The 19,894-nt window shown below is 70.8% G+C and carries 13 protein-coding genes; 7 read left to right on the top strand and 6 right to left on the bottom strand.

Going from position 1 to position 19,894, the window contains the following annotated elements:
• Positions 1 to 92: 92 nt before the first annotated feature.
• Positions 93 to 5,669: an ATP-binding protein gene (locus ABD747_RS23615; RefSeq protein ID WP_344809313.1), complete on the bottom strand. Its 5,577-nt coding sequence runs from the start codon at positions 5,667 to 5,669 to the stop codon at positions 93 to 95.
• A 213-nt stretch (positions 5,670 to 5,882) separates the two neighbouring features.
• Between ABD747_RS23615 and ABD747_RS23610 the strand changes: the two genes are divergently transcribed.
• The 4 genes from ABD747_RS23610 (at position 5,883) to ABD747_RS23595 (ending at position 10,136) form a co-directional block, all read left to right on the top strand.
• A complete protein-coding gene (locus ABD747_RS23610; RefSeq protein WP_344809311.1) occupies positions 5,883 to 7,100 on the top strand; it encodes an ATP-grasp domain-containing protein in 1,218 nt (405 codons plus the stop codon).
• Positions 7,101 to 7,227: 127 nt separating this feature from the next.
• Positions 7,228 to 8,172 carry a hypothetical protein gene (locus tag ABD747_RS23605; protein WP_344809309.1) on the top strand — a complete coding sequence of 315 codons (945 nt, stop codon included), beginning with the start codon at positions 7,228 to 7,230 and terminating at the stop codon, positions 8,170 to 8,172.
• On the top strand, positions 8,169 to 9,353 hold the full coding sequence (locus tag ABD747_RS23600; protein ID WP_344809307.1) for an alpha/beta hydrolase-fold protein: 1,185 nt from the start codon (positions 8,169 to 8,171) through the stop codon (positions 9,351 to 9,353). The genes ABD747_RS23605 and ABD747_RS23600 overlap by 4 nt, the downstream gene beginning before the upstream one ends.
• A 54-nt stretch (positions 9,354 to 9,407) precedes the next feature.
• On the top strand, positions 9,408 to 10,136 hold the full coding sequence (locus ABD747_RS23595; protein ID WP_344809305.1) for an esterase family protein: 729 nt from the start codon (positions 9,408 to 9,410) through the stop codon (positions 10,134 to 10,136).
• A gap of 16 nt (positions 10,137 to 10,152) precedes the next feature.
• Here ABD747_RS23595 and ABD747_RS23590 read toward each other — a convergent pair whose 3' ends face one another.
• From ABD747_RS23590 to ABD747_RS23575, 4 genes are all read right to left on the bottom strand, one after another.
• Positions 10,153 to 11,211 (bottom strand): NAD(P)-dependent alcohol dehydrogenase, encoded by a 1,059-nt coding sequence (locus ABD747_RS23590; protein ID WP_344809303.1) that lies wholly within the window; start codon positions 11,209 to 11,211, stop codon positions 10,153 to 10,155.
• Positions 11,212 to 11,332: 121 nt separating this feature from the next.
• Complete coding sequence (locus tag ABD747_RS23585) at positions 11,333 to 12,049, bottom strand: hypothetical protein (RefSeq protein ID WP_344809301.1); 717 nt, start codon at positions 12,047 to 12,049, stop codon at positions 11,333 to 11,335.
• Positions 12,050 to 12,052: 3 nt separating this feature from the next.
• Complete coding sequence (locus ABD747_RS23580; RefSeq protein ID WP_344809299.1) at positions 12,053 to 12,301, bottom strand: hypothetical protein; 249 nt, start codon at positions 12,299 to 12,301, stop codon at positions 12,053 to 12,055.
• A 12-nt stretch (positions 12,302 to 12,313) separates the two neighbouring features.
• Complete coding sequence (locus ABD747_RS23575; RefSeq protein WP_344809297.1) at positions 12,314 to 13,294, bottom strand: C45 family peptidase; 981 nt, start codon at positions 13,292 to 13,294, stop codon at positions 12,314 to 12,316.
• Between the two features lie 583 nt (positions 13,295 to 13,877).
• Between ABD747_RS23575 and ABD747_RS23570 the strand changes: the two genes are divergently transcribed.
• Positions 13,878 to 15,047, top strand: coding sequence for a CaiB/BaiF CoA transferase family protein (locus tag ABD747_RS23570; RefSeq protein ID WP_344809295.1), 1,170 nt, complete (start codon positions 13,878 to 13,880; stop codon positions 15,045 to 15,047).
• Here the strand turns inward: ABD747_RS23570 and ABD747_RS23565 are convergent, their stop codons facing one another.
• Positions 15,048 to 16,865 carry an amino acid permease gene (locus ABD747_RS23565; RefSeq protein ID WP_344809293.1) on the bottom strand — a complete coding sequence of 606 codons (1,818 nt, stop codon included), beginning with the start codon at positions 16,863 to 16,865 and terminating at the stop codon, positions 15,048 to 15,050.
• 229 nt (positions 16,866 to 17,094) lie between these two features.
• On the opposite strand from ABD747_RS23565, the gene ABD747_RS23560 reads away from it, so the two are divergent.
• Positions 17,095 to 18,393 carry a serine hydrolase domain-containing protein gene (locus tag ABD747_RS23560; protein ID WP_344809291.1) on the top strand — a complete coding sequence of 433 codons (1,299 nt, stop codon included), beginning with the start codon at positions 17,095 to 17,097 and terminating at the stop codon, positions 18,391 to 18,393.
• A 52-nt stretch (positions 18,394 to 18,445) separates the two neighbouring features.
• Positions 18,446 to 19,891, top strand: a complete 1,446-nt coding sequence (locus ABD747_RS23555; protein ID WP_344809289.1) for a biotin carboxylase — start codon at positions 18,446 to 18,448, stop codon at positions 19,889 to 19,891.
• The last annotated feature ends 3 nt before the right edge of the window (positions 19,892 to 19,894 follow it).

The raw sequence follows: 19,894 nt of genomic DNA, 5'->3' as shown, positions 1-19,894 counted from the left end.
TGCGGAGTGAGGCGGGCGCGGCTGGGCGGGGGTGCGGAGTAAGGCGGGCGCGGCTGGGCGAGGCGCGGAGCCGAGTGGGGCGTGCGGGTCGGTCAGCGGGTCCCGAGGGCGGACTCCAGCGCGGCAATGATCTTCGGACGCAGCTCGGAGCCGGCGATCACCTCGTCCACCGAGCCGACCTCGACGGCGCGGTGGATGTTGTGCACCCGGTCGAACTCCGTCGCCACCTCGCCGAGCTTCTCCGCCCGGACGTCTCGGCGTACCTCGGCCAGCTCGGTGGTCAGGGCCGCGCGGGCCGAGCCGGACGCCTCCGACAGCCGGCGCTGCAGCGACGCGACCCGCGGGTCCTTCGCGGTCCGCGCGTCGACGTCGCGAGTGAACACCACGGCCGCGGCCGGTGCGCCGCCGATTACCGAGGCGTACGACCCCTCGACCGCCAAGATGGTCATCGCCGGGTTGAGCGCCTTGGAGAAGACCACGAACGCGCCGCCGTGATAGCGGGAGATGACGCAGAACACGATCGGACCGTCGAAGTTGACGATGGCCCGGCCGATCTCCGCGCCGTACTCCAGCTGGAACCGGCGCATCGACTCCGGTGACCCGTCGAACCCGGACAGGTTGGCGAGCACCACGACCGGGCGGTTCCCGCTGGCCGCGTTGATCGCCCGCGCGGTCTTCTTCGACGAGCGCGGGAACAGCGTGCCAGCGGTGTAGACGTCGGGGCCGTCGGTGGGCGGGAAGCCGCGTCGCGGCACCGCCTTCGACTCGATCCCGATCAGGCAGACCGGGAACCCGCCGAGATGGGCGTCCCAGACCACCGACGTCTCCGCGTCGGCCATCCCGGCCCAGCGTTCCAGCGTGGCGTGATCGGCATCGGCGACCGCGGCCATCACCGTCCGGATGTCGAAGGCCTTCTTCCGGTCTGGGTTGGTCTCGGCGGAGAAGACGTCGCCGACGGTGGTGAAGCCCGATCCGGCCGGGTCGTGCGGATAGCCGGTGACGTCCCGGTCGAACGGGTCCTCGGTCTCCGCGCGGCGCGGCCCGGCCTCGCCGGGAGCGACGTACGTGTGATCGTAGTGGGCCATCAAGATCGCCAGCGCGCCGGCGAGATCCGGCGCCCAGTACTGCGCCTGGCCGTTCGGCCCCATCACCCGGTCGTAGCCGCCGATGCCGAAGTTGTCCTCGGCCGAGACGCCGCCGGAGAAGTCCAGCGACTGCTTGCCGGTCAGCACCATCGCGCTGTCCGGGGTCATCACGAGGATGCCCTTGGTGTGCATCAGCATGGTCGCCTCGGCGTTCCAGTACGGCTGCGCGCCCACGTTGATGCCGGCCACGACGATGTTGATCTCGCCGCCGGCCTGGGTGAACTCGACGATTCGCTTCAGCGCCTTGGCGACCCAGTCCATGTTCTCGGTGCCGGATTCCATCGAGATCCGTGCACCCGCGGAGATGGCGAACCACTCCACCGGCACGCCCATCGACTCGGCCAGGTCCAGCGCCGCGATCACCCGGGCGCACTCCGCCTCGCCGAGCGCGCCGAGCGCCCGCAGCGGGTCGCCGCACAGCAGGACCCGGGTGATGCCCTCCGGATACAGCTTGGTCGGGGTGGTGATGAGGCCCGCGATGATGCCGGCCTTGTTCAGGCCGTACGGCCGGTCGACGGGCACCAGTACGCCGGTGTCGTCGAGGTCGTACTCGGTGGCCGTGCCGCCCGGGCCGGCGATCATGGCCTGCAGCTCGTACGGGTAGACCACCCCGCGCCGCCGTGCCCGGACCACCTTCTGGGCATAGTCGTCGAGCGGCTTCAGCCGCTCGGTCGGTGCACCGCCGAGCGAGGTCACCACGCCCGAACCCGGCTGGTAGTGGAAGCCGGCGACCAGCAGCTGGTCAGTCCCGTCAGGGAAAGCCACGGTGCCGCCGACCAGCACCTCCTCGATGCCGGCGCCGGCGGTCAGCGGGGCGATCTTCTCCTTCAGCGAGGTGAGCTGCTCGACCTCGGCGGCGATGGTCGGCCAGATGTAGACCCAGACGTAGTTCATGTCGAGCCGGTCACCGGCCGCGCCGCCGGCGGCCCGCACCCGGCGGATCGCCTCCAGGCAGTTGGCGATCGCCCGCTCGGCGTGCGGCAGGCCGACGACCCGGCCCTGCTCGTCGCGGACCACGGCCAGCTGCCTGACCTGGGCCAGCGCGACCAGGCGCTGGTCGGACTCGTTGCCGGGCGCGACGCAGCGATAGAGCAGGACGTCCTCGGGGGCGTCGAGCCGGGTCACGTCGAACTCCCGCAGCCGGCCCAGCGTCAGCCGGCGCGCGACCATCGGATGCACCCCGCGGACGAGTACGTCCTCCGCCAGCCGGCCGGTGGGCTCCCCGTCCCGTCCGACCTCGGGCCGGAAGATGAAGTAGCCGACACCGCGGGCGCCGCCCGGACAGACGGCGACCGTGACCCGGCGCGCCTCGTGGGCGAACGTGAGCTGTTCGAGCCGCTCCGCGATCGCCGCCGACGCCTCGTCCGGCGACTCCGGCGTCTCCGGCCAGGAGAGATAGAGGTCGACGACGCTGCGATGCCCCTCGGGAGCCTCGGCGATCCGGTCGGCCACGGCCTCGACCAGAGAGCTGTCCGGGACCAGCTCGTCGAGCCGGCCGATCGTCGTCACCAGGTGCGTCGGCCGCCGGTCGGTGGTGTAGTCGGCGACCGCGAACGGGCGATCCCGGACGCTGAACTCCCGCAGGTCGTGCAGGTCGTAGTCGCGGTAGTGCCGCTTGATCAACACCGCCAGCATCGGCTCGTCGGTCGGGATCTTGCCGCCCTCGATCCGCTGGGCCAGGAACCTGACGATCTGTTCCGGGATCTCGGCCAGCCGATCGAGCCGGGCGTCGCGATCCGGCCCCGCCGGCATCCCGGTCAGCGCGACCAGCTCGGGACCGACCCCGGCCAGGACGCTGTCCCGCTCGGCGTCGACCAGCGGCTGGTCGAACCAGCGGAATCGCACACTCCGGGCCAGGTCGCCGACGACCGGGAAGCGCAGCTGGGTGGCCGTGACCAGCCGGTCGAGCACCTCACGGACGGCACGCTGGCTCAGCGTGCCGTCCAGCACGGCATCCGGTGTCGACTCGCCGCTCCACCGTTGCAGCAGCGCGGTGACCAGCTGGACGTCGGGGGTGGAGCGCTGCTGGGCCAGGAACATCCGGAAGACCGCCTGCTCCAGCTCCGGCGTCCGGTCCAGCTCGGTCACGCCGTAGTGCCGCAGCACCCGGCCGAGCTTGGTCCGGAAGTCCTCGGGCAGCGCGCCGCGCTCGGGGTCGAAGCTCTGCAGATAGGTATGGAAGTGCTCGCGCGGGCTGTGCACCTGGTTCTCCAGGTGCAGGTCCTCGCCGACCGGCCGGTTGCGGGACAGCTCGGCGAAGTCGGCGAACGCCTCCAGCAGGCCGAGCTCGGCCACCAGCGGCGGGTGTCCCTCGGCGGCGAGCTCGTCGCGCTCGCCGAGATATGCCGTCAGCGTGCCGCCGTTGTCCCGGGGGTCGACGTCGTAGCCGAGCAGAACCGCGAGCAGGTCCCGGCGGTGGGCGGCCGCGCGCTCGGCCAGCCCGACCGGAGCGGAGCGGCCGTTCGGCAGGTCGAGATCGATCGCCTCCACGTCCTCGCCCGCGCCGGACTCGTCCGCCGCGTCGCCGACCGGTTCCAACCGGATCAGCGGGGCGCCGGTCTCCACCTGGCTGCCGGCGGAGACCAGGAGCTCCTTCACCCGGGCCGCGAACGGAGCGTTGAGGACCGTCTCCATCTTCATCGACTCGAGCACCAGCACCGGCGCTCCGGAGGCCACCTCGGCGCCGACCAAAGCCGGCGTGGCCACCACCAGCGCGGGGGCCGGCGAGCGCAGCACACCGCCCTCGTCCAGGCTGACCCGGTGGGTCACCCCGTCGACCTCGACCAGCTGGACCGGGCCGTGGGTCGCGGTGACGAGCCGATGGGTCCGTCCGCCGACCGTCAGCCGGCTCTTGTACTCGTCGATCCGGTCCAGGTCGGCGTCGACGGTGTGCTCGCCCGCCGCGGTCGCGATCACGACCCGGAACCGGTGCGGACCGGTCCGGAACACGGTCACCTTGTAGGAGATCCCGCGCAGCTTCACGTCGATCGCGCGGCCGGTGCGATGCTGCACCTGCGGTCGGCCGCCCCGTGCGGTCTCGATCAACCGGGTCCGCTCGACGGCCTCCTCGGTCTCGTACGACTCGATCCCGGCTGCCACCAGGGCGATCCCGGAGTGCCGGTGGGCCACCAGCCCGCCCTGGCTGCGGACGCGGTCGATCCAGCCGGTGTCGGCGGTCCCCGCGATCACCTCGGGCGCGTCCAGCAGATCGAGCACGAAGCTCTTGTTGGTCGCGCCGCCCTCGATCACGACGGTGGTCTCCTGCATCGCCCGCCGCAGCCGGGCCAGCGCCTCGTCCCGGTCGCGGCCGAAGGCGATGATCTTGGCGATCATCGAGTCGAAGTCGGCCGGGATCGCGTCACCCTCGCCGACCCCGGTGTCGACCCGGATCCCGGGGCCGGAGGGCAGGTCGAGCAGCGTGATCCGGCCCGGTGCCGGGGCGAAGTCGCGATCCGGATCCTCCGCGTTGAGTCGCGCCTCCACCGCGTGCCCGACCTCGACCGGTCGCTCACCGCTCAGCCGCCCGCCGGAGGCCACGTGGATCTGCAGCTTGACCAGGTCGGTGTCGGTGGTGACCTCGGTGATCGGGTGCTCGACCTGCAGCCGGGTGTTGACCTCGAGGAACGCGAAGAACTTCTCGCCGGGGTGATACAAGAACTCCACCGTGCCGGCGCCGGCGTACCCGACCGCCACGGCGAGCCGCTCGGCCGCCGTCTTGAGCTCGTCGACCTGGTCCGGCGCCAGCACCGGCGAAGCAGACTCCTCGATCACCTTCTGGTTGCGGCGCTGCACCGAGCAGTCGCGAACGCCGAGGGCCCACGCGGTCCCGGGTTCTCCGGTCGGGCCGGGGCCGTCGGCGATCACCTGGACCTCGACGTGGCGGGCGCCGGTGACCAGCCGCTCCAGGAAGACGACCCCGGAGCCGAAGGCGCGCTGGGCCTCGTCCCGGGTGCGTTCGTACGCATCGGTCAGGTCGGCGTCGGAGGCGACCATCCGGATGCCGCGGCCACCGCCGCCCGCGGTGGCCTTGAGCATCAGCGGATAGCCGATGCCCGCCGCCGCCTTCTTCGCGTCGTCGAGGGTGTCCACCCCGCCGCCGCTCCACGGCGCGACCGGGACGCCGACCTCTTCGGCGATCAGCTTGGAGCCGATCTTGTCGCCGAGCTTGCGCATCGCCTCCGCGCTCGGCCCGATGAAGGTGACGCCGATCCGTTCGCAGAGCTCGGCGAACTCGGGGTGCTCGGCCACGAAGCCCCAGCCGACCCAGGCAGCGTCCGCGCCGCACTCCCGCAGTGCCGTCTCCAGCAGCGCGTAGTCCAGATAGGGTCGGTTGGCCGCCGGACCGAGGTTGTAGGCGAGGTCCGCCTCGCGGACGAACATCGCCCGTCGCTCGCCCTCGGTATGCAGCGCCACCGTTTCGATCCGGTGACCGGTGGGGCCTGCCTCGGCGTTGAGGTCACGAACCGCGTGGATCAGCCGCATGGCGGCCTCGCCCCGGTTGACGATGGCGATGCGCGAGAACATCGAGTGTGTCCACCTCCGTGGAGTCGACGATGACGCCCGGCTGGGAGCATCATCCGAAGCCTGCCACTTTTTCGCGCCCAGGTCGCGCCTGGCCCCCATCGAAGGTGCCCTGAGCCTGTCGAAGGGCACTCCACCCGCGCTTCGACGAGCTCGGCGCGCCGTCGTCGGCTGGAGCGGCGGCGATACGATGCCCGAATCGCCGAGGAGGGCACCGTGAACGTGATCTTCGTGGAACCGTTCTTCCCGAACAACCAGCGTCGGTTCGTCGCCGCGCTGGCCGGAGTCGGCGCCAATGTGATCGGCGTCGGCGAATACGGCGAGCACGATCTCGGCGACGAGCTCCGCGGCCAGCTGAGTGCGTACTACCGGGTGGGCAACGTCACCGACGAAGGACAGCTGAACGCCGCGGTCGAGTGGGCGCAGAGCCATGTCTGGGTGGACCGGCTGGAATCCACCATCGAGTCGCACCAGATGACCGCGGCGCGGGTGCGCGAGGCCCGCCACATCCCGGGTACGTCGGTGCGCACGACCTGGCTGTGCCGGGACAAGCCGTCGATGAAGGAAGCCCTGCGGGCGGCCGGGGTGCCGACCGCGGCCTCGACCGCGGTAGAGACCGTCGACGCGGCGGTCGCGTTCGCGAACGAGGTCGGGTTCCCGCTGATCCTCAAGCCCCGCGCGGGAGCCGGCGCGCTGGACACCACCCGGGTCGACTCGATGGACGAACTCCGTGGCGCGCTGGTGAACTTCGGCAGCTATGACTCGATCGCGATCGAGGAGTTCGTGGAAGGACACGAGGGCTTCTACGACACCATCGCGATCGACGGCCGGGTCAGCCAGGACTGGGTCACCCACTACTACCCGAACGTGCTCGAGGCGATGCGGCACCGCTGGATCTCCCCGCAGTTCGTGACCACCAACCGGATCGGCGACTCCCCGTTCTATGCCGAGGTCCGCGAGATGGGCGCCCGGGTGATCGAGGCCCTCGGGATCGGGACGTCGGCCACCCACATGGAGTGGTTCTACGGCCCGAAGGGGCTGCGGTTCTCCGAGATCGGCTGCCGCCCGCCGGGCGTCGGGGCCTGGGACCTGTACTCCGCGGCCAACGACGTGGACGTCTACCGGGAGTGGGCGCACGCGATCGTCCACGGCACCACCGAGCGGCCGCTGTCGCGGGCGTACTCGGCGGGGATCGTGGCGCTGCGGCCCTCCCAGGACGGCCGGATCACCGGATACTCCGGGGTCGACGAGATCCAGCAGCGGCACGGCGAGTGGGTGATCGACGCCCACCTGCCCGAGCCCGGCACCGGCACCCAGCCGGTCGAGGCCGGCTACATGGCGAACGCCTGGGTACGGATGCGGCACCCCGACTACGACACGGTCCGCGGCATGCTCGACGACGTCGGCCGCACCGTGAAGGTCTGGGCGGGGTGACTCCTCACCACCTCCGCGGAAACTGTGCGCGTCTAGCAGCGACACGCCGGGCGGACCTGCACCTACTGCACAGCTTCCGGGTGCGGGAGGGGAGGCTCGGGCTGCGGGACCGGGTCGGGTGGTGCGGGTGACTGCGACGGTTCTGCTCGGCCCGCAGCGGTTCCGGACCACCGCCGGTGCCGCCGTCCGCGCGGTGGCGCCCGAGGGGCCGATCGCGACGGTCACGGCCGGCTGGCAGGACCGGGAGAGCAACACCACCGAGCTCGATGCCGTGCTGGAGGGACGAGCGGTCCATCTGAACCTGTACGGCCGGCTCAGCGACGTGCTCGCCACCGACGAGCGGTTCGCCGAGGCGGCCGCGGCTCATCAGGAGGCCATCGACGAGCTGGCCGGCATCTACTCGATCCGGCTGCAGCGCGCGCTGGACAGTGTGTACGCGATCCAGCGCCGCACCGTGCGTCGCGCCGATCTCGCCGCCTCCGCGCTGGCCGACGGCGTCGAGCTGGTGCGCACCATCGACCGGTGGTATCTCGGGCTGGTCGAGCAGATCCACGGCGAGCTGGTGGTCGCCGCGCCGCCCGAGCGGAGCGAGCCGCTGCTCCGGCACCGGGCCGAGGTGGCGGAGCTGGTCTCGGCGGCCGGCGCGGTCGCCATTGCCGGCGGCCATGTCGGCGTGCTGCTGCGCTGCCTGCAGGTGTTCGTGGTCGAGCTGCCGGCCGAGCGGCCGGTGGTCGCCTGGTCGGCCGGTGCGATGGCGCTGACCGATCGCGTGGTGCTCTACAACGATCGCGGTCCCAGCGGCATGGTCGGTTCGGAGGTCTGGGACCGAGGTCTCGGCCGGGCGCCGCGGATCGTCGCCCTGCCGCACGCTCGGCGCCGGCTGCGGATGGACGACCCCAGCGTGCTCCAGGTGCTGGTCCGCCGCTTCGCCGACGCCAGCTGTCTGCTGCTGGACGACGGTGCCCGGGTCGATCTGGGCCCGGACGGCTCGCTGCCGTCGGACGTACGCGTGATCGGACGCGACGGCCGGGTGTCCGGGCTGGCGGAGGCGGAACAGGCGGAAGCGGGATGACCGCGGCCGTGCACGGACCGACGTACAAGCGGCGGCGCAAGCTCGCGATCAACCGGCTGATGGATCGCCGGCCGTTGGACTCCGCCGCGATCGACCGGTTCATCGAACGCCATGGCGCGCCGATCGTCGAGGGTGACCGCGCGACCTTCCTGTGGCGCGGCGAGGCCGACGAGGTGATGGTCCGGCACCGGGTGGTCGGCCTGCGCGATCCGCTGCCGCTGCGCCGGATCCGCGACACCGACCTGTGGTACGTGACGATCGAGATGCCCGAAAAATCCCGGGTGGAATACCAGTTCGAGCTGGTCTGGGGCGATCACCACGAGGGCTATGTCAACGACCCGCTGAACCCGAAGGTCGCCCACGGGCCGTTCGGCGCCAGCTCGGCGCTGGCGGCGACGGGCTACCAGGTGCCGGAGTGGTGCCGGCCCGACCCGGAGACGCGCCCCGGCGAGCTGAGCGAGCAGGTGATCAAGAGCAAGGCGCTGCGCCGCGACGTCGGTTTCGGGCTGTATCTGCCGGCCCGGTTCCGCAGCGTCGTGCGCTATCCGTTGCTGATCGTGCACGACGGCCGCGACTACCTCGACTTCGCCGCGTTCAAGACCGTGCTGGACAACCTGATCCACCGGGGTGAGATCGCCGAGATGGTGGTCGCCTTCGTACCGCCGGGCGGCAACCGGCTGAAGGAGTACGCCAACCACGCGCCGCACGCCCGGTTCATCGCCCGCGAGCTGATGCCGTACCTCACCGACAACCTGCCGCTGGTGCCGACCCCGGACGGCCGGACCCTGATGGGGTCGAGCTTCGGCGGTGTCGCGGCGGTGTCCACCGCGGCCCGCTATCCGGGTGCCTTCGGTTCGTTGTTCCTGGAGTCGGCGTCGCTCGTCTTCACCGACATCGGCGACAATCACGGGGGCGGTGCGGTGTTCGACCCGGTGGTGAAGTTCGTCAACGCCTACCGCGCCCGGCCGCGCCGGATCGTCGAGCGGATGTTCATCACCTGCGGGATGTACGAGCCGTTGATCGCGCCGAACCGGTCGATGGTCACCACGTTCCGCGAGGCCGGGATCGAGGTGCGCTACGTCGAGGCGCGGGACGGGCACAACTGGGAGAACTGGCGGGACCGGCTGCGCGACGGGCTGACCTGGCTGCATCCGGGCGAGGCGAAGTTCGTGTACGAGTGAGCCGGCTCGGGTCGGAGTCGGAATCGGAGTCGGCGGGATCTGCGGGAGGCCGGGATGAGTGACTGGAAAGCGGTGGAGCGCTGGGAGTCCGATCGGATGCACCAGCCGATCAGCCTGGCCCGGTGGGGCCACTACGGGGTGCCGGTGCTGGTCTTCCCGACCGCCGGCGGCGACGCGGAGGAGATCGAGCGGCACAAGCTGGTCGAACACGTTTGGCCGTTCGTCGAGCAGGGCCGGGTCAAGATCTATTCCTGTGACAGCATCGCCGGAAAGGCCATGACGGCGAACGACGGCTCGCTGGACTACCGCTGCTGGTTGTTCAACGCGTTCCAGCAGGCGATCGCGTACGAAGTCGTGCCGGCCATCCACGCCGACTCCGCCGGACCGCAGGACGTGATCGTCGCCGGTGCCTCCATCGGTGCCTTCAACTCGCTGGCGCTGATCTGCCGCTGGCCGCAGCTGTTCCGGTCGGCGATCTGTATGAGCGGCACGTTCGACATCGAGAAGTTCATCGGTGGCTTCACCGACGAGTTGTACTTCGCCTCCCCGCTACGGTTCCTGCCCGGGCTGGACGGGCCCGACCTCGACCGGCTCCGGCAGCGGTTCGTCTTCATCCCGTCCGGCTCCGGTCGCTGGGAGGACATCGGCGAGTCCTGGCGGGCCGGGAACGCGCTCGGCGCCAAGGGCGTGCCGAACCGGGTGGACGACTGGGGCCCCGACTACGACCACGACTGGCCGACCTGGTGGCAGATGCTGCCGACGTACCTGGACCAGGCGCTGTAACCGGGCTCCGGCGGGATCAGCGGCTGCGTCGTCCCGGATAGACGATGGACTTCAGGCTGTCGGGATGGGTATCGGACTCCAGCGCCTCGTCGGCATGGTCGAGATCGAACTGCCCGGTGACCAGGGAGTCGAGGTCCACCTGTCCGCTAGCGACCAGGTGGATGGCGGCCGGCCAGGTGTCGGTGTAGCGGAAGATGCCGGTGACCGTGATCTCCAGGTTCTGGATGTGTTCCACCGGCAGCGTCATCTCCGGCGACCCGAGCCCGACCAAGACCGCCGTGCCCGCGGGACGGACGGCCTTGATCCCGTCGCTCACCGCGCGCGGCGAGCCGCTCGCGTCGACGAAGGCGTTGACGTCGAGACCTGCCTCCGCGACGTTCACCTGGGTCGGGTCGATGACCCTGGTGGCGCCGAAGCGCAGCGCACGCTCGCGCCGCTCGGCGACCAGGTCGGTGACGATGATCTCGGCCGCACCGAATGCGCGGGCGGTCTGGGCACAGATGATCCCGATCGGGCCGGCCCCGGCGATCAGGATGGACGAACCGGGTGCCACACCCGCCTTCCGCATGGTGGTGATCGCCACCGAGAGCGGTTCCAGCAGGGCGGCGGCCTCGTCGGTGAGCGAGTCCGGCACGTGGTGGGCGAACTCGGTGCGGATCACGGCGTAGCGGGCGAAGGCGCCGTCGATCGGCGGGGTGGCGTAGAACTCCATGTTCGGACACAGGTTGTAACGGCCGGCTCGGCACTCGCGGCAGCGGCGGCAGTTCTTCTGCGGCTCGATCGCGACTCGCTCGCCGATCCGCGACGGCGGCACGTCCGAGCCGACGGCGACGATCGTGCCGGAGCACTCGTGGCCGAGGATCAGCGGGCCGTCGACGACGAAGTCGCCGATCCGGCCGTGCCGGTAGTAGTGGGTGTCGGAGCCGCACACGCCGACGGCGGCGATCTCGACGAGGACCTCGTCGGCGTCGACCGGCGGGACCGGGACTTCTTCGATCGCGAGGGCCTTCACGCCGCTCAGCACGCTGGCGGTCATGGTCTCGGGCAGGGAGTTCTCGGGCACGGTGGTCGTCATCTGACTGCCTTTCAGCTGCGTCGTCCGTCTCGATCATGGTCGGCGGCGCGGTCGGCCCGCGGTCGTCGCAAGCACGATCTTGACACTTCCCGATGACAGCGACCCGAGCGGGCGGCACGACCTACTGGCCGCCGAGTGCCCCGACGGCGCGGGCGACCACGATCAGGCTGACGAACAGCGCGGCCGAGGCCTCCAGGCCCATCAACAGCTTGGCGCGGCTGCTGAGCGGCATCGTGTCGGTCGGGCTGAACGCGCTGGAGTTGGTCAGCGACAGGTAGAGGTAGTCGACGAAGACCGGGATCCAGCCACTGCGCTCGCTCGCGGTCGTCGCGACCTCGACGACGGTGTCGGCGTTCTCGTCGTGGGAGAAGCGGAAGTCGGCTGGCGGCAGGTCGGTGCGCCGCTTCACCCGTCGCGCCACCGGGCCGCCGCGATCGAGCTCCCAGAACAGCAGGGCGAACCCGATCACGTTGGTCAGCCAGACTTGGATCGCGGCGACGAGGAGCGATCCGCCGGACGGATTGCCCACGCTCAGCTGGAAGACCAGCATGCCGAGGGCGACCAGATTGGCGACGATCACCACGGCGGCCAGCAGTGCGGACGCGGCGCGGGACCAACGGGTTTGGCGCGCCATCCGGCGCGGATTGGCGACCACGACCGCGACCAGCAGGGCGAGCTCGATCGCCGGGATCACGACCCGAGGTGCGAACAGCAGCGACTCGGGCAACAGTGCGTAGGCCGTCGCCGCGACCAGCACGGCGATCGCCGGGGGCAGCCGGTTCTCCCCGCGCGCGCTGCGCCGGTGCCCGAGTTCGGTGTCCAGGTCGGAGTCCGGCATCGCTCAGCGCCAGCGTGACCAGGCGGCCTGTTTGGTGGTCCCGGTGATCTCGGCGACCTGGCTCCACGAGCCCTGCTCGGCGACCCGACGGGCGGCCTCGCCGAGCGCCGCGCCGACCTCACCGCTGAGGGCGACCAGGGCCCCGAACGACGCGGTGGTGCCGCGTCCGGACAGCTCGGCGATCGCCGCCCGGACGAGATCGGCCAGGGCCTGGTCGTCGAGAGTCGTCAGGTCATCAAAAGCAGCCGCCACGGTGCACCATTCTCAGTCCTCCCGCAGGACCACGTCCACGGTGTCGTCGGCGGAGTCGAAAGTTCGGACCCAGGTCGTTCCGGGCCAGCGGTAGGTCAGCGTCGCGTCGTCGACCCGGTAGTCCGCGGTGTAGAGCGTTCCGAAGCCGGCCGCGTACTCGGTGTTGTGCAGGGGCGAACGCAGCAGGCCGTCGGCCAACCCGTCCGCCTCGGCACCGCCGTCGAGCAGCCGATCGAGCCGATCCAGCCGCTCGACGCTGCGGAACCGGGCCGCGTGCCGCGGATCCCCGGGGCGGCGCCAGCGGTGGTTCGTGGCCGCCGGCTGGGGACGTCCCTCCGGGTCCTGCTCCGGCCCGACCCGCACCGTCCGGACCGCGCCGGTGCGGTCGATCATCGTCAGGTTGTACGCCATGGCGATCGGCAGCCGTTGCAACGCCCGTTCCGCCTCGCCGACCCGTCCGCAGGTCTCCAGCAGGTAGCGCAGCACCAGCGGAATCCCGAAGCCCGGGCCGACCGCCTGATCGCCGCCGAAGGTGAGCGACACGGCGAGCCCGGACCCGTTCATCCCGTCCAGCAGGCCCCAGAGGCAGTCTCCGGTGCCGATCACGGGCTGCAGGTAGTCGGTGGAGATCGAGACGCACTCGAACAGCTCCGGTGCGTAGTCGTAGTTGCGCAGCAGGGCCGGTCCCGGCGATCGGGTCGCGACCTGGCTGCAACCCGCCGGCAGGAAGGCCGGCAGGTTCCAGTGGGTCAGCATCGCCGCCGCGTCGAGGTCGTACGTCGTCTGCTCGGCCAGCCGGGCCCAGGTCGGCAGCAGCTCGGGCATGTACCGGGCCAGCGCGCGACCCGCGTCCGGCGGCGTCGGCCGGGCCGCCCGGCCTTCGGAGAAGTACCAGCGCCGGTACGCGGGCCAGGTCGCCTCGAACAGCCCGCGCCAGCGGGGACCGGGCTGCGGCTCGCGGATCCCGTAGATGGTCATCGGATATTGCGTCATGCGTCAAGGTTTACTTGACGAAGTGGCGATCGTCAAGTCAAGCTTGACGCATGGAGTGGGACCGGTGGCGATCGGTTCCGCCGCGGGGGCGCTCCAGCGGGAACGCATCTGGCCGGCTTCCCCGACGCCAGGTCGGCGCCGGCCGGTCGTCGCGCCGTACGCCTCGCGACGTCGCGCGTCCAAGGGCGACTTCGCGCGCCTCCGACGGTGCGCGAGGTCGCGGTTGAGTGCGCGAAGTGGGGCGGTGCGGCTGGGCGGGGTGCGGAGTCGGGCCCCGAGTGGGCGGCGGGTTCGGCGTCGGCCGGCCACAGCCGGCGTACGGGAGTCGTCGAGCCGTCTCGCCTCGCGACTTCGCGCGTCCAAGGGCGACTTCGCGCGCCTCCGACGGTGCGCGAGGTCGCGGTTGAGTGCGCGAAGTGGGGCGGTGCGGCTGGGTGGGGTGCGGAGTCGGGTCGGGCGCGCCAGGGGGCGGTGGCGCCGGGTCGGGTGCGGAGTCGGGTCGGGCGGCGCCAGAGGGCGGTGCGGCTGGGTGGGGAAGGGGCGGCTGGGGCGGGTACGGCGACGGGCACGGCATCATGGCGGCGTGACCGGGATCCTCGACGGGTTGCTCGTCGCCGACTTCAGCCGGGTGCTGGCCGGCCCGTACGCAACGATGACGCTGGCCGACCTCGGCGCGACCGTGGTCAAGATCGAGCGGCCGGGGTCGGGCGACGACACCCGGCACTGGGGCCCGCCGTGGACCGAGCGGACCAGCTCCTACTTCGAGTCGGTCAACCGGAACAAACTCAGCGTGGCGCTCGACCTGAGCGATGCCGGCGATCGTGCGGCCGCGATCGAGCTCGCGTCCCGCGCCGACGTGCTGGTGGAGAACTTCCGCAGCGGCTCGCTGGCCGCTCGGGGGCTGGGCTACGACCAGCTGGTGGCGGTCAATCCTCGCCTCGTCTATTGCTCGATCACCGGCTTCGGGTCCGACGGTGGCGCCGACCTGCCGGGCTACGACTTCCTGGTCCAGGCCGTCGGCGGGCTGATGAGCATCACCGGCGACCCGGCCGGTGAGCCGACCAAGGCAGGGGTCGCCCTGGTGGACGTGCTGACCGGCAAGGACGCGACCATCGCGATCCTCACCGCGCTGACCGAGCGGGAGCGGTCCGGGCGCGGCCAGCTGGTGGAGGTGAACCTGCTGTCCTCGCTGCTCGGTTCGCTGGTCAACCAGGCGCAGTCCTACCTCACCACCGGCCAACCACCCCGACGGCTGGGCAACGCTCACCCCTCGATCGCCCCGTACGAGACGCTGCACTGCGCCGACGGCGCGGTCGCCGTCGCCTGCGGCAACGACGGCCAGTTCGCCCGGCTGGCGACCGTGCTGGGCCGGCCGGCGCTGGCCACGGACGCCCGCTTCGCCCGCAACGCGGACCGGGTGGCGAACCGGCCCGCGCTGGTCGCCGAGCTCGAGCACCTGCTCCGCGACGGCACGACCATGGAGTGGGTCGATCGGCTCACCGGCGCCGGCGTCCCGGCCGGGGCGGTAGGCGACATCGGCTCCGCGTTCGAGCTCGCGTCGCGGATCGGTCTCCGGCCGAGGGTGCCGACCGGCGAGGGCGAGGTGGACCAGGTCCGCAACCCGGTCCGGTACTCCCGAACGCCGGTCGAGCGCTATCACCGGCCACCCGGCCTGGGCGAGCACACCGAGATGCTGGCCGAGCTGCTCGCCGGTCGCCCGCTCGGCGGCCGCCCGGTGGCCGACCCGGACTGATCAGGCGGTGGCCGCCAGCGAGTGCGCCTCCACATGCGTCACCGGAATGCCGAGCCCGCGGGCCCGGTCCACCACATCGAACCGCTGCCAGACCGACTCCGACGCCGGGAGCGTGACGATCACGATCTGGTCGGGTTTGAACTGCTCGGACGCGGTCTGCAGCGCGCGGAGCGGGCGGTAGTCACCCAGCTCGCCGGTCGCGTCGAGACCGCAGTCTGCGAGCGAGCGGAGCGTCGCGTCCAATCTGGCCTGCGCGGCCTCCCGGGTCGCGTCGGCGACCGACACGGCACCGTGCGTTGCGGCGACCCCGGTCTCGACCGCGCTGGCCGGGACGCAGACCAGGTAGCTGGCCTTGCCGTCGGCGTCGATCCGGCGCAGCTCCGCGATCAACTCGTCGGAGTGCAGGGTCTCGTTGGCCAGCACCAGCACCCGCTTGGCGTCACCGGTCGGCGCCGGGCCGGCCGGAGCCGCGGGCAGCCGGGCGAGCCGGGCCCGGTTGACGAAGAACAAGATCAGGCAGACCGCCCAGGACAGCAGGCTCAGCACCAGCTGGATCCGGACCTCGGGGTTGAACCACATCTGGGCGAGCACACCGAGGATGGCCAGTGCGGTGATCGCCGACAGCACCGGGAACAGCCACATCTTGACCTTGAGCTGGGAGGAGTCGCCTCGATAGCGCAGGACCATCTGGGAGATCGCGATCAGGAGGTAGACGAACAAGATGATCGCGCCGGAGGAGTTGAGCAGGAAGGAGAAGACGCCGTCGGGGGAGATCGCGGCGGCGATCACGCAGAGGAAGCCGACGATGGACGACGTCAGGATCGCGACCATCGGCACGCCTCGGCCGTTCACCGAGACCATCGCCGCCGGCGCCTCGCGCCGGGCGGCCAGCACGAACAGCATCCGGGACGCGGTGTAGAGCCCGGAGTTGAGGCAGGACAGCACGGCGGTCAGCACCACGGCGTTCATCACGTCGGCCGCGAACGGGATCCCCATGGCGGTGAACGCCGAGACGTACGGCGAGGCGGCCAGGTCCTCGGAGTTCCAGGGCAGGATCACCGCGAGCAGGAAGATCGATCCGACGAAGAAGATCGAGATCCGCACGATGACCGAGTTGGCTGCCTTGGCGACGGCCCGTTCGGGGTCTTGTGACTCGGCGGCCGCGATCGTGGCGATCTCCGCGCCGACCATCGAGAAGATCACGGTGACCACGCCGGCGGTGATGGCCGAGCCGCCCAGCGGGAGGAACCCGCCGTTCGACCACAGGTTGCTGAAGTCCATCTGCTTGTTCGGCCAGATGCCCAGCACGAACAGGCCGCCGGTGACCAGGAAGATGATGATCGCGGCGACCTTGATCCCGGCGAACCAGAACTCGAACTCGCCGAAGGAGGACACCGAGATCAGGTTCGTCCCGGTCATCAGCAGCATCAAGATCAGGCTGAGCAGCCAGGTCGGCACCCCGTGCAGCCAGTAGTTCAGCACCTTGGCACCGGCCACCGCCTCGAAGCCGACGACGATCACCCAGAAGTACCAGTAGAGCCAGCCGACCGAGAATCCCGCCCAGTTGCCGAGCGCCTTGCGGGCGTAGTCGGCGAACGAGCCGGTGGACGGGTTTGCCACGGCCATCTCGGCGAGCATCCGCATCACCATGATGATCAAGACCCCGCAGAGCGCGTACGTGATGAACGCGCCCGGTCCGGTGGCCTTGATCACCTGTCCCGATCCGACGAACAGGCCGGCGCCGATCACGCCGCCCATCGCGATCATGGACAGCTGCCGCTGGCTGAGGTTCTTCTTCAGATCGCCGCCGCCGGACATGTCAGGCCCTCCGGGCCGGTCGAGCGGAAAGCGGGATGGTGGCGCAACCGTGCATGTCGGCTCCCTTCGCGAGCGAGCCCATCGGGGTGGGCGTCGCCGTCGATGTTTCGGAGCGTAGCCATCGGCCGCGGAGCCGTCCAGAGTCACGGGCGCTGGGTGTGGCCCGAGTGCCACCCGGCATGGGCACGGGCGCGCCTCGCCGCCGGTCGCGACCACTAGGATTCCTGGCATGCCCAAGCCGCCCCCGGATCGCGTGCCCGGGACCAGCGGCAGCACCTGGCTGGACGCGCCGCACAGCGAGTGGGCGGTCTGGCACCTGGACGAGCTCGCCCCGACCGTGCCGGTGTCGCGAGCCGAGGTTCCGCGTGCGCTTCCGGCGGGATCGCGGCCGTCCGGATCGATGCCGGTGGACGAGATCCGGCTGACCCGTTATGACGGATCGGAGGGTTCGGCCCGCGACGTGCTGGACGACACCGACACCGACGCGTTCCTGGTCGTGCACGACGGCGCGCTCGTGCACGAGGAGTACGGCCACATCGGCGCCGAGTCCGGCCGGCACGCGGTGCTGTCCATCACCAAGTCCGTGGTCAGCTGCGTCGCCGCGATCCTGGCCGAGCGGGGCGAGCTGGATCTGTCGGCGCCGGTGCGGACGTACGTGCCGGAGCTGGCGGAGTCCGGTTACGCCGACGCCACGGCTCGCAACCTGCTGGACATGCGCAGCGGGGTCCGGTTCGTCGAGCACTACACCGATCCGGACTCCGACATCAACGAGCTCGACCGCCGGCTGGTCGACGTCGGCCTGCGCGGCTATCTGCCGACCCTGGTCCAGGACCGCCCGCACGGCGGCGACTTCTGGTATCGCTCGAGCGAGACCGACGTGCTCGGCTGGGTGTGCGAGACCGCAGCCGGGACGCCGATGCAGCGACTGATGTCGGACCTGGTCTGGCAGCCGATCGGGGCGGAGTACGACGCGTACCTCTCCTGCGACGCGACCGGGATGGCGATCCACGACGGCGGTCTCGCTGCCAGCCCGCGCGACCTGGCCCGGTTCGGACTGATGCTGCTCGACGGCGGCACCGTCCCCGACCCGGCCGCGGGCCCGGATGCGACCCGCACGGTCGTGCCGCCACGGTGGCTCCGGGACAGCTGGGGCGTGGACTCCGACATCCGCTCGGCCTTCGCCGCCTCGGGCACCGAGCTGGCCTATCCCGGCGGCTGGTATCGCAACCAGTTCTGGTTCCGGCCCAGTCCGAACGGCGACGTGCTGCTCTGCCGCGGGATCCACGGTCAGCTGATCTATGTCGGTCGCCGGACCCGGACGGTGTGCGTGAAGGTGTCGCACTGGCCGATGCCGGTCGCGAACGAGCGGACCCAGGACACGCTGCGGATGTGCGACGCGGTTGCCGGCATGCTGGCGTCCGGGGGGCGGCACGGCACCGATCGCGCCGAGCACGGTCCCCCCGGCGTTGCGGCCGGGACCGGTCGGGGTGGACCATCGACCCGACACCACACGTCGAGAATGTTCTGATCACGTACGTGTTCCGATCACCGAAGTTCCCGACCGAGAGAGGACCTCACGCATGAACTTCGCACGGCAACTGAACGGGATCCCGGAGATCCGGACCTATTTCCGGACGAACACTCAGCCCATCTACTTCTTCGGGCCGACCGCGTTCAACCTGCTGGGCATAGATCGATGGGTGCGGAACTTCCGCTACGTGGTCTACTACGACTCCTGGGACGGGCACCACCCGCGGGTCTTCACCCCGAAGAACAAGCCGTACGTCGAGTTCGAGTCCAGCGAGCACATCAACAACTACCTGCTCCGCGACCCCGAGGTGCAGGCCTATCTCAAGGCGCGCGGCGGCCGTCCCAAGATCGCGATGGTCTTCTTCGACGAGGAGACCGAGGAGTTGTGCTCCGAGCTCGGCTACGACCTCATCCTGCCGCCGGACTCGCTGCGCCGGCGCCTCGACTCCAAGATCGTCACCACCCAGCTGGGCAACGAGGCCGGCGCCCCGTCGGTGCCGAACGTGCTCGGCCGGGCCGACAACTGGGCCGCGCTGAGCGAGCTGGCCGAGAGCAACGGGCTGGGCCTCGACCTGGTCGTCCAGACCCCGTACGGCGACTCCGGCAAGACCACGTTCTTCATCGCCTCCGAGGCCGACTGGGACGCCAACGCCGAGGACATGGTCGGCCAAGAGCTCAAGGTGATGAAGCGGATCGACAACAAGGCCGCCGCCGTCGAGGCCTGCATCACCCGGCACGGCACCATCGTCGGCCCGTTCATGACCGACCTGACCGGCTATCCGGAGCTGACGCCGTACAAGGGCGGCTGGTGCGGCAACGACCTGTTCCCGGAGGCGTTGTCGCCGAAGCAGCGGGCGACCGCGATCCAGCACGTCCGCGCGCTCGGCGACCGGCTGGCGCAGGAGGGCTACAAGGGCTTCCTCGAGATCGACGTGCTGATCGACCTGGCCACCGACGAGGTCTATCTCGGCGAGCTGAATCCCCGGATCTCCGGTGCGTCGTCGATGACGAACGTGACGGCGGGTGCCTACGCGGACGTACCGCTGTTCTTGTTCCACCTGCTGGAGTTCTCCGACGTGGAATACACCGTCGACGTCGAGGAGATCAACGACCGCTGGCGCGAGCTCGCCGCAGTCGACGTCTGGTCGCAGCTGATCATGAAGGAACCGCACGAGGGCGTGGAGATCATCGACGCGGCGCCGCGCACCGGCACCTGGCGGCTGCACGAGGACGGCAGCTTCGTCTTCGCCAACGCCAGCTACGACTGGCACGACATCACCACCGAGGACGAGGCATTCTTCCTCCGGGTGTACGCGGCCGGCGACTATCGCTTCAAGGGCGCCGATCTCGGCATCTTGGTGACCAAGGGCCGGATGCAGACCAGCGACGGCCTGACGGCCAAGTGCCGGACGTTCATCGAAGCGATCCGGGCACAGTACGCGACGTCGCCCATTCCGGACCCGCCGGCGACGATGCCGATCGCGTACGTGAAGTAGCGA

This window comes from Microlunatus ginsengisoli (assembly GCF_039537205.1).
In the GTDB taxonomy this organism is placed as follows: Bacteria; Actinomycetota; Actinomycetes; order Propionibacteriales; family Propionibacteriaceae; genus Microlunatus; species Microlunatus ginsengisoli.
Note: the sequence above shows the minus strand (reverse complement) of the source record. Positions and strands in the feature narration are given on the sequence as shown.

Bases quoted from the DNA above. Each gene is read 5' to 3' on its own strand.
- ABD747_RS23595 (WP_344809305.1), top strand. From the start codon at position 9,408: ATGAGTGACTGGAAAGCGGTGGAGCGCTGGGAGTCCGATCGGATGCAC.
- ABD747_RS23560 (WP_344809291.1), top strand. From the start codon at position 17,095: ATGCCCAAGCCGCCCCCGGATCGCGTGCCCGGGACCAGCGGCAGCACC.
- ABD747_RS23565 (WP_344809293.1), bottom strand. From the start codon at position 16,865: ATGTCCGGCGGCGGCGATCTGAAGAAGAACCTCAGCCAGCGGCAGCTG.
- ABD747_RS23600 (WP_344809307.1), top strand. From the start codon at position 8,169: ATGACCGCGGCCGTGCACGGACCGACGTACAAGCGGCGGCGCAAGCTC.
- ABD747_RS23585 (WP_344809301.1), bottom strand. From the start codon at position 12,049: ATGCCGGACTCCGACCTGGACACCGAACTCGGGCACCGGCGCAGCGCG.
- ABD747_RS23615 (WP_344809313.1), bottom strand. From the start codon at position 5,669: ATGTTCTCGCGCATCGCCATCGTCAACCGGGGCGAGGCCGCCATGCGG.
- ABD747_RS23590 (WP_344809303.1), bottom strand. From the start codon at position 11,211: ATGACGACCACCGTGCCCGAGAACTCCCTGCCCGAGACCATGACCGCC.
- ABD747_RS23575 (WP_344809297.1), bottom strand. From the start codon at position 13,294: ATGACGCAATATCCGATGACCATCTACGGGATCCGCGAGCCGCAGCCC.
- ABD747_RS23555 (WP_344809289.1), top strand. From the start codon at position 18,446: ATGAACTTCGCACGGCAACTGAACGGGATCCCGGAGATCCGGACCTAT.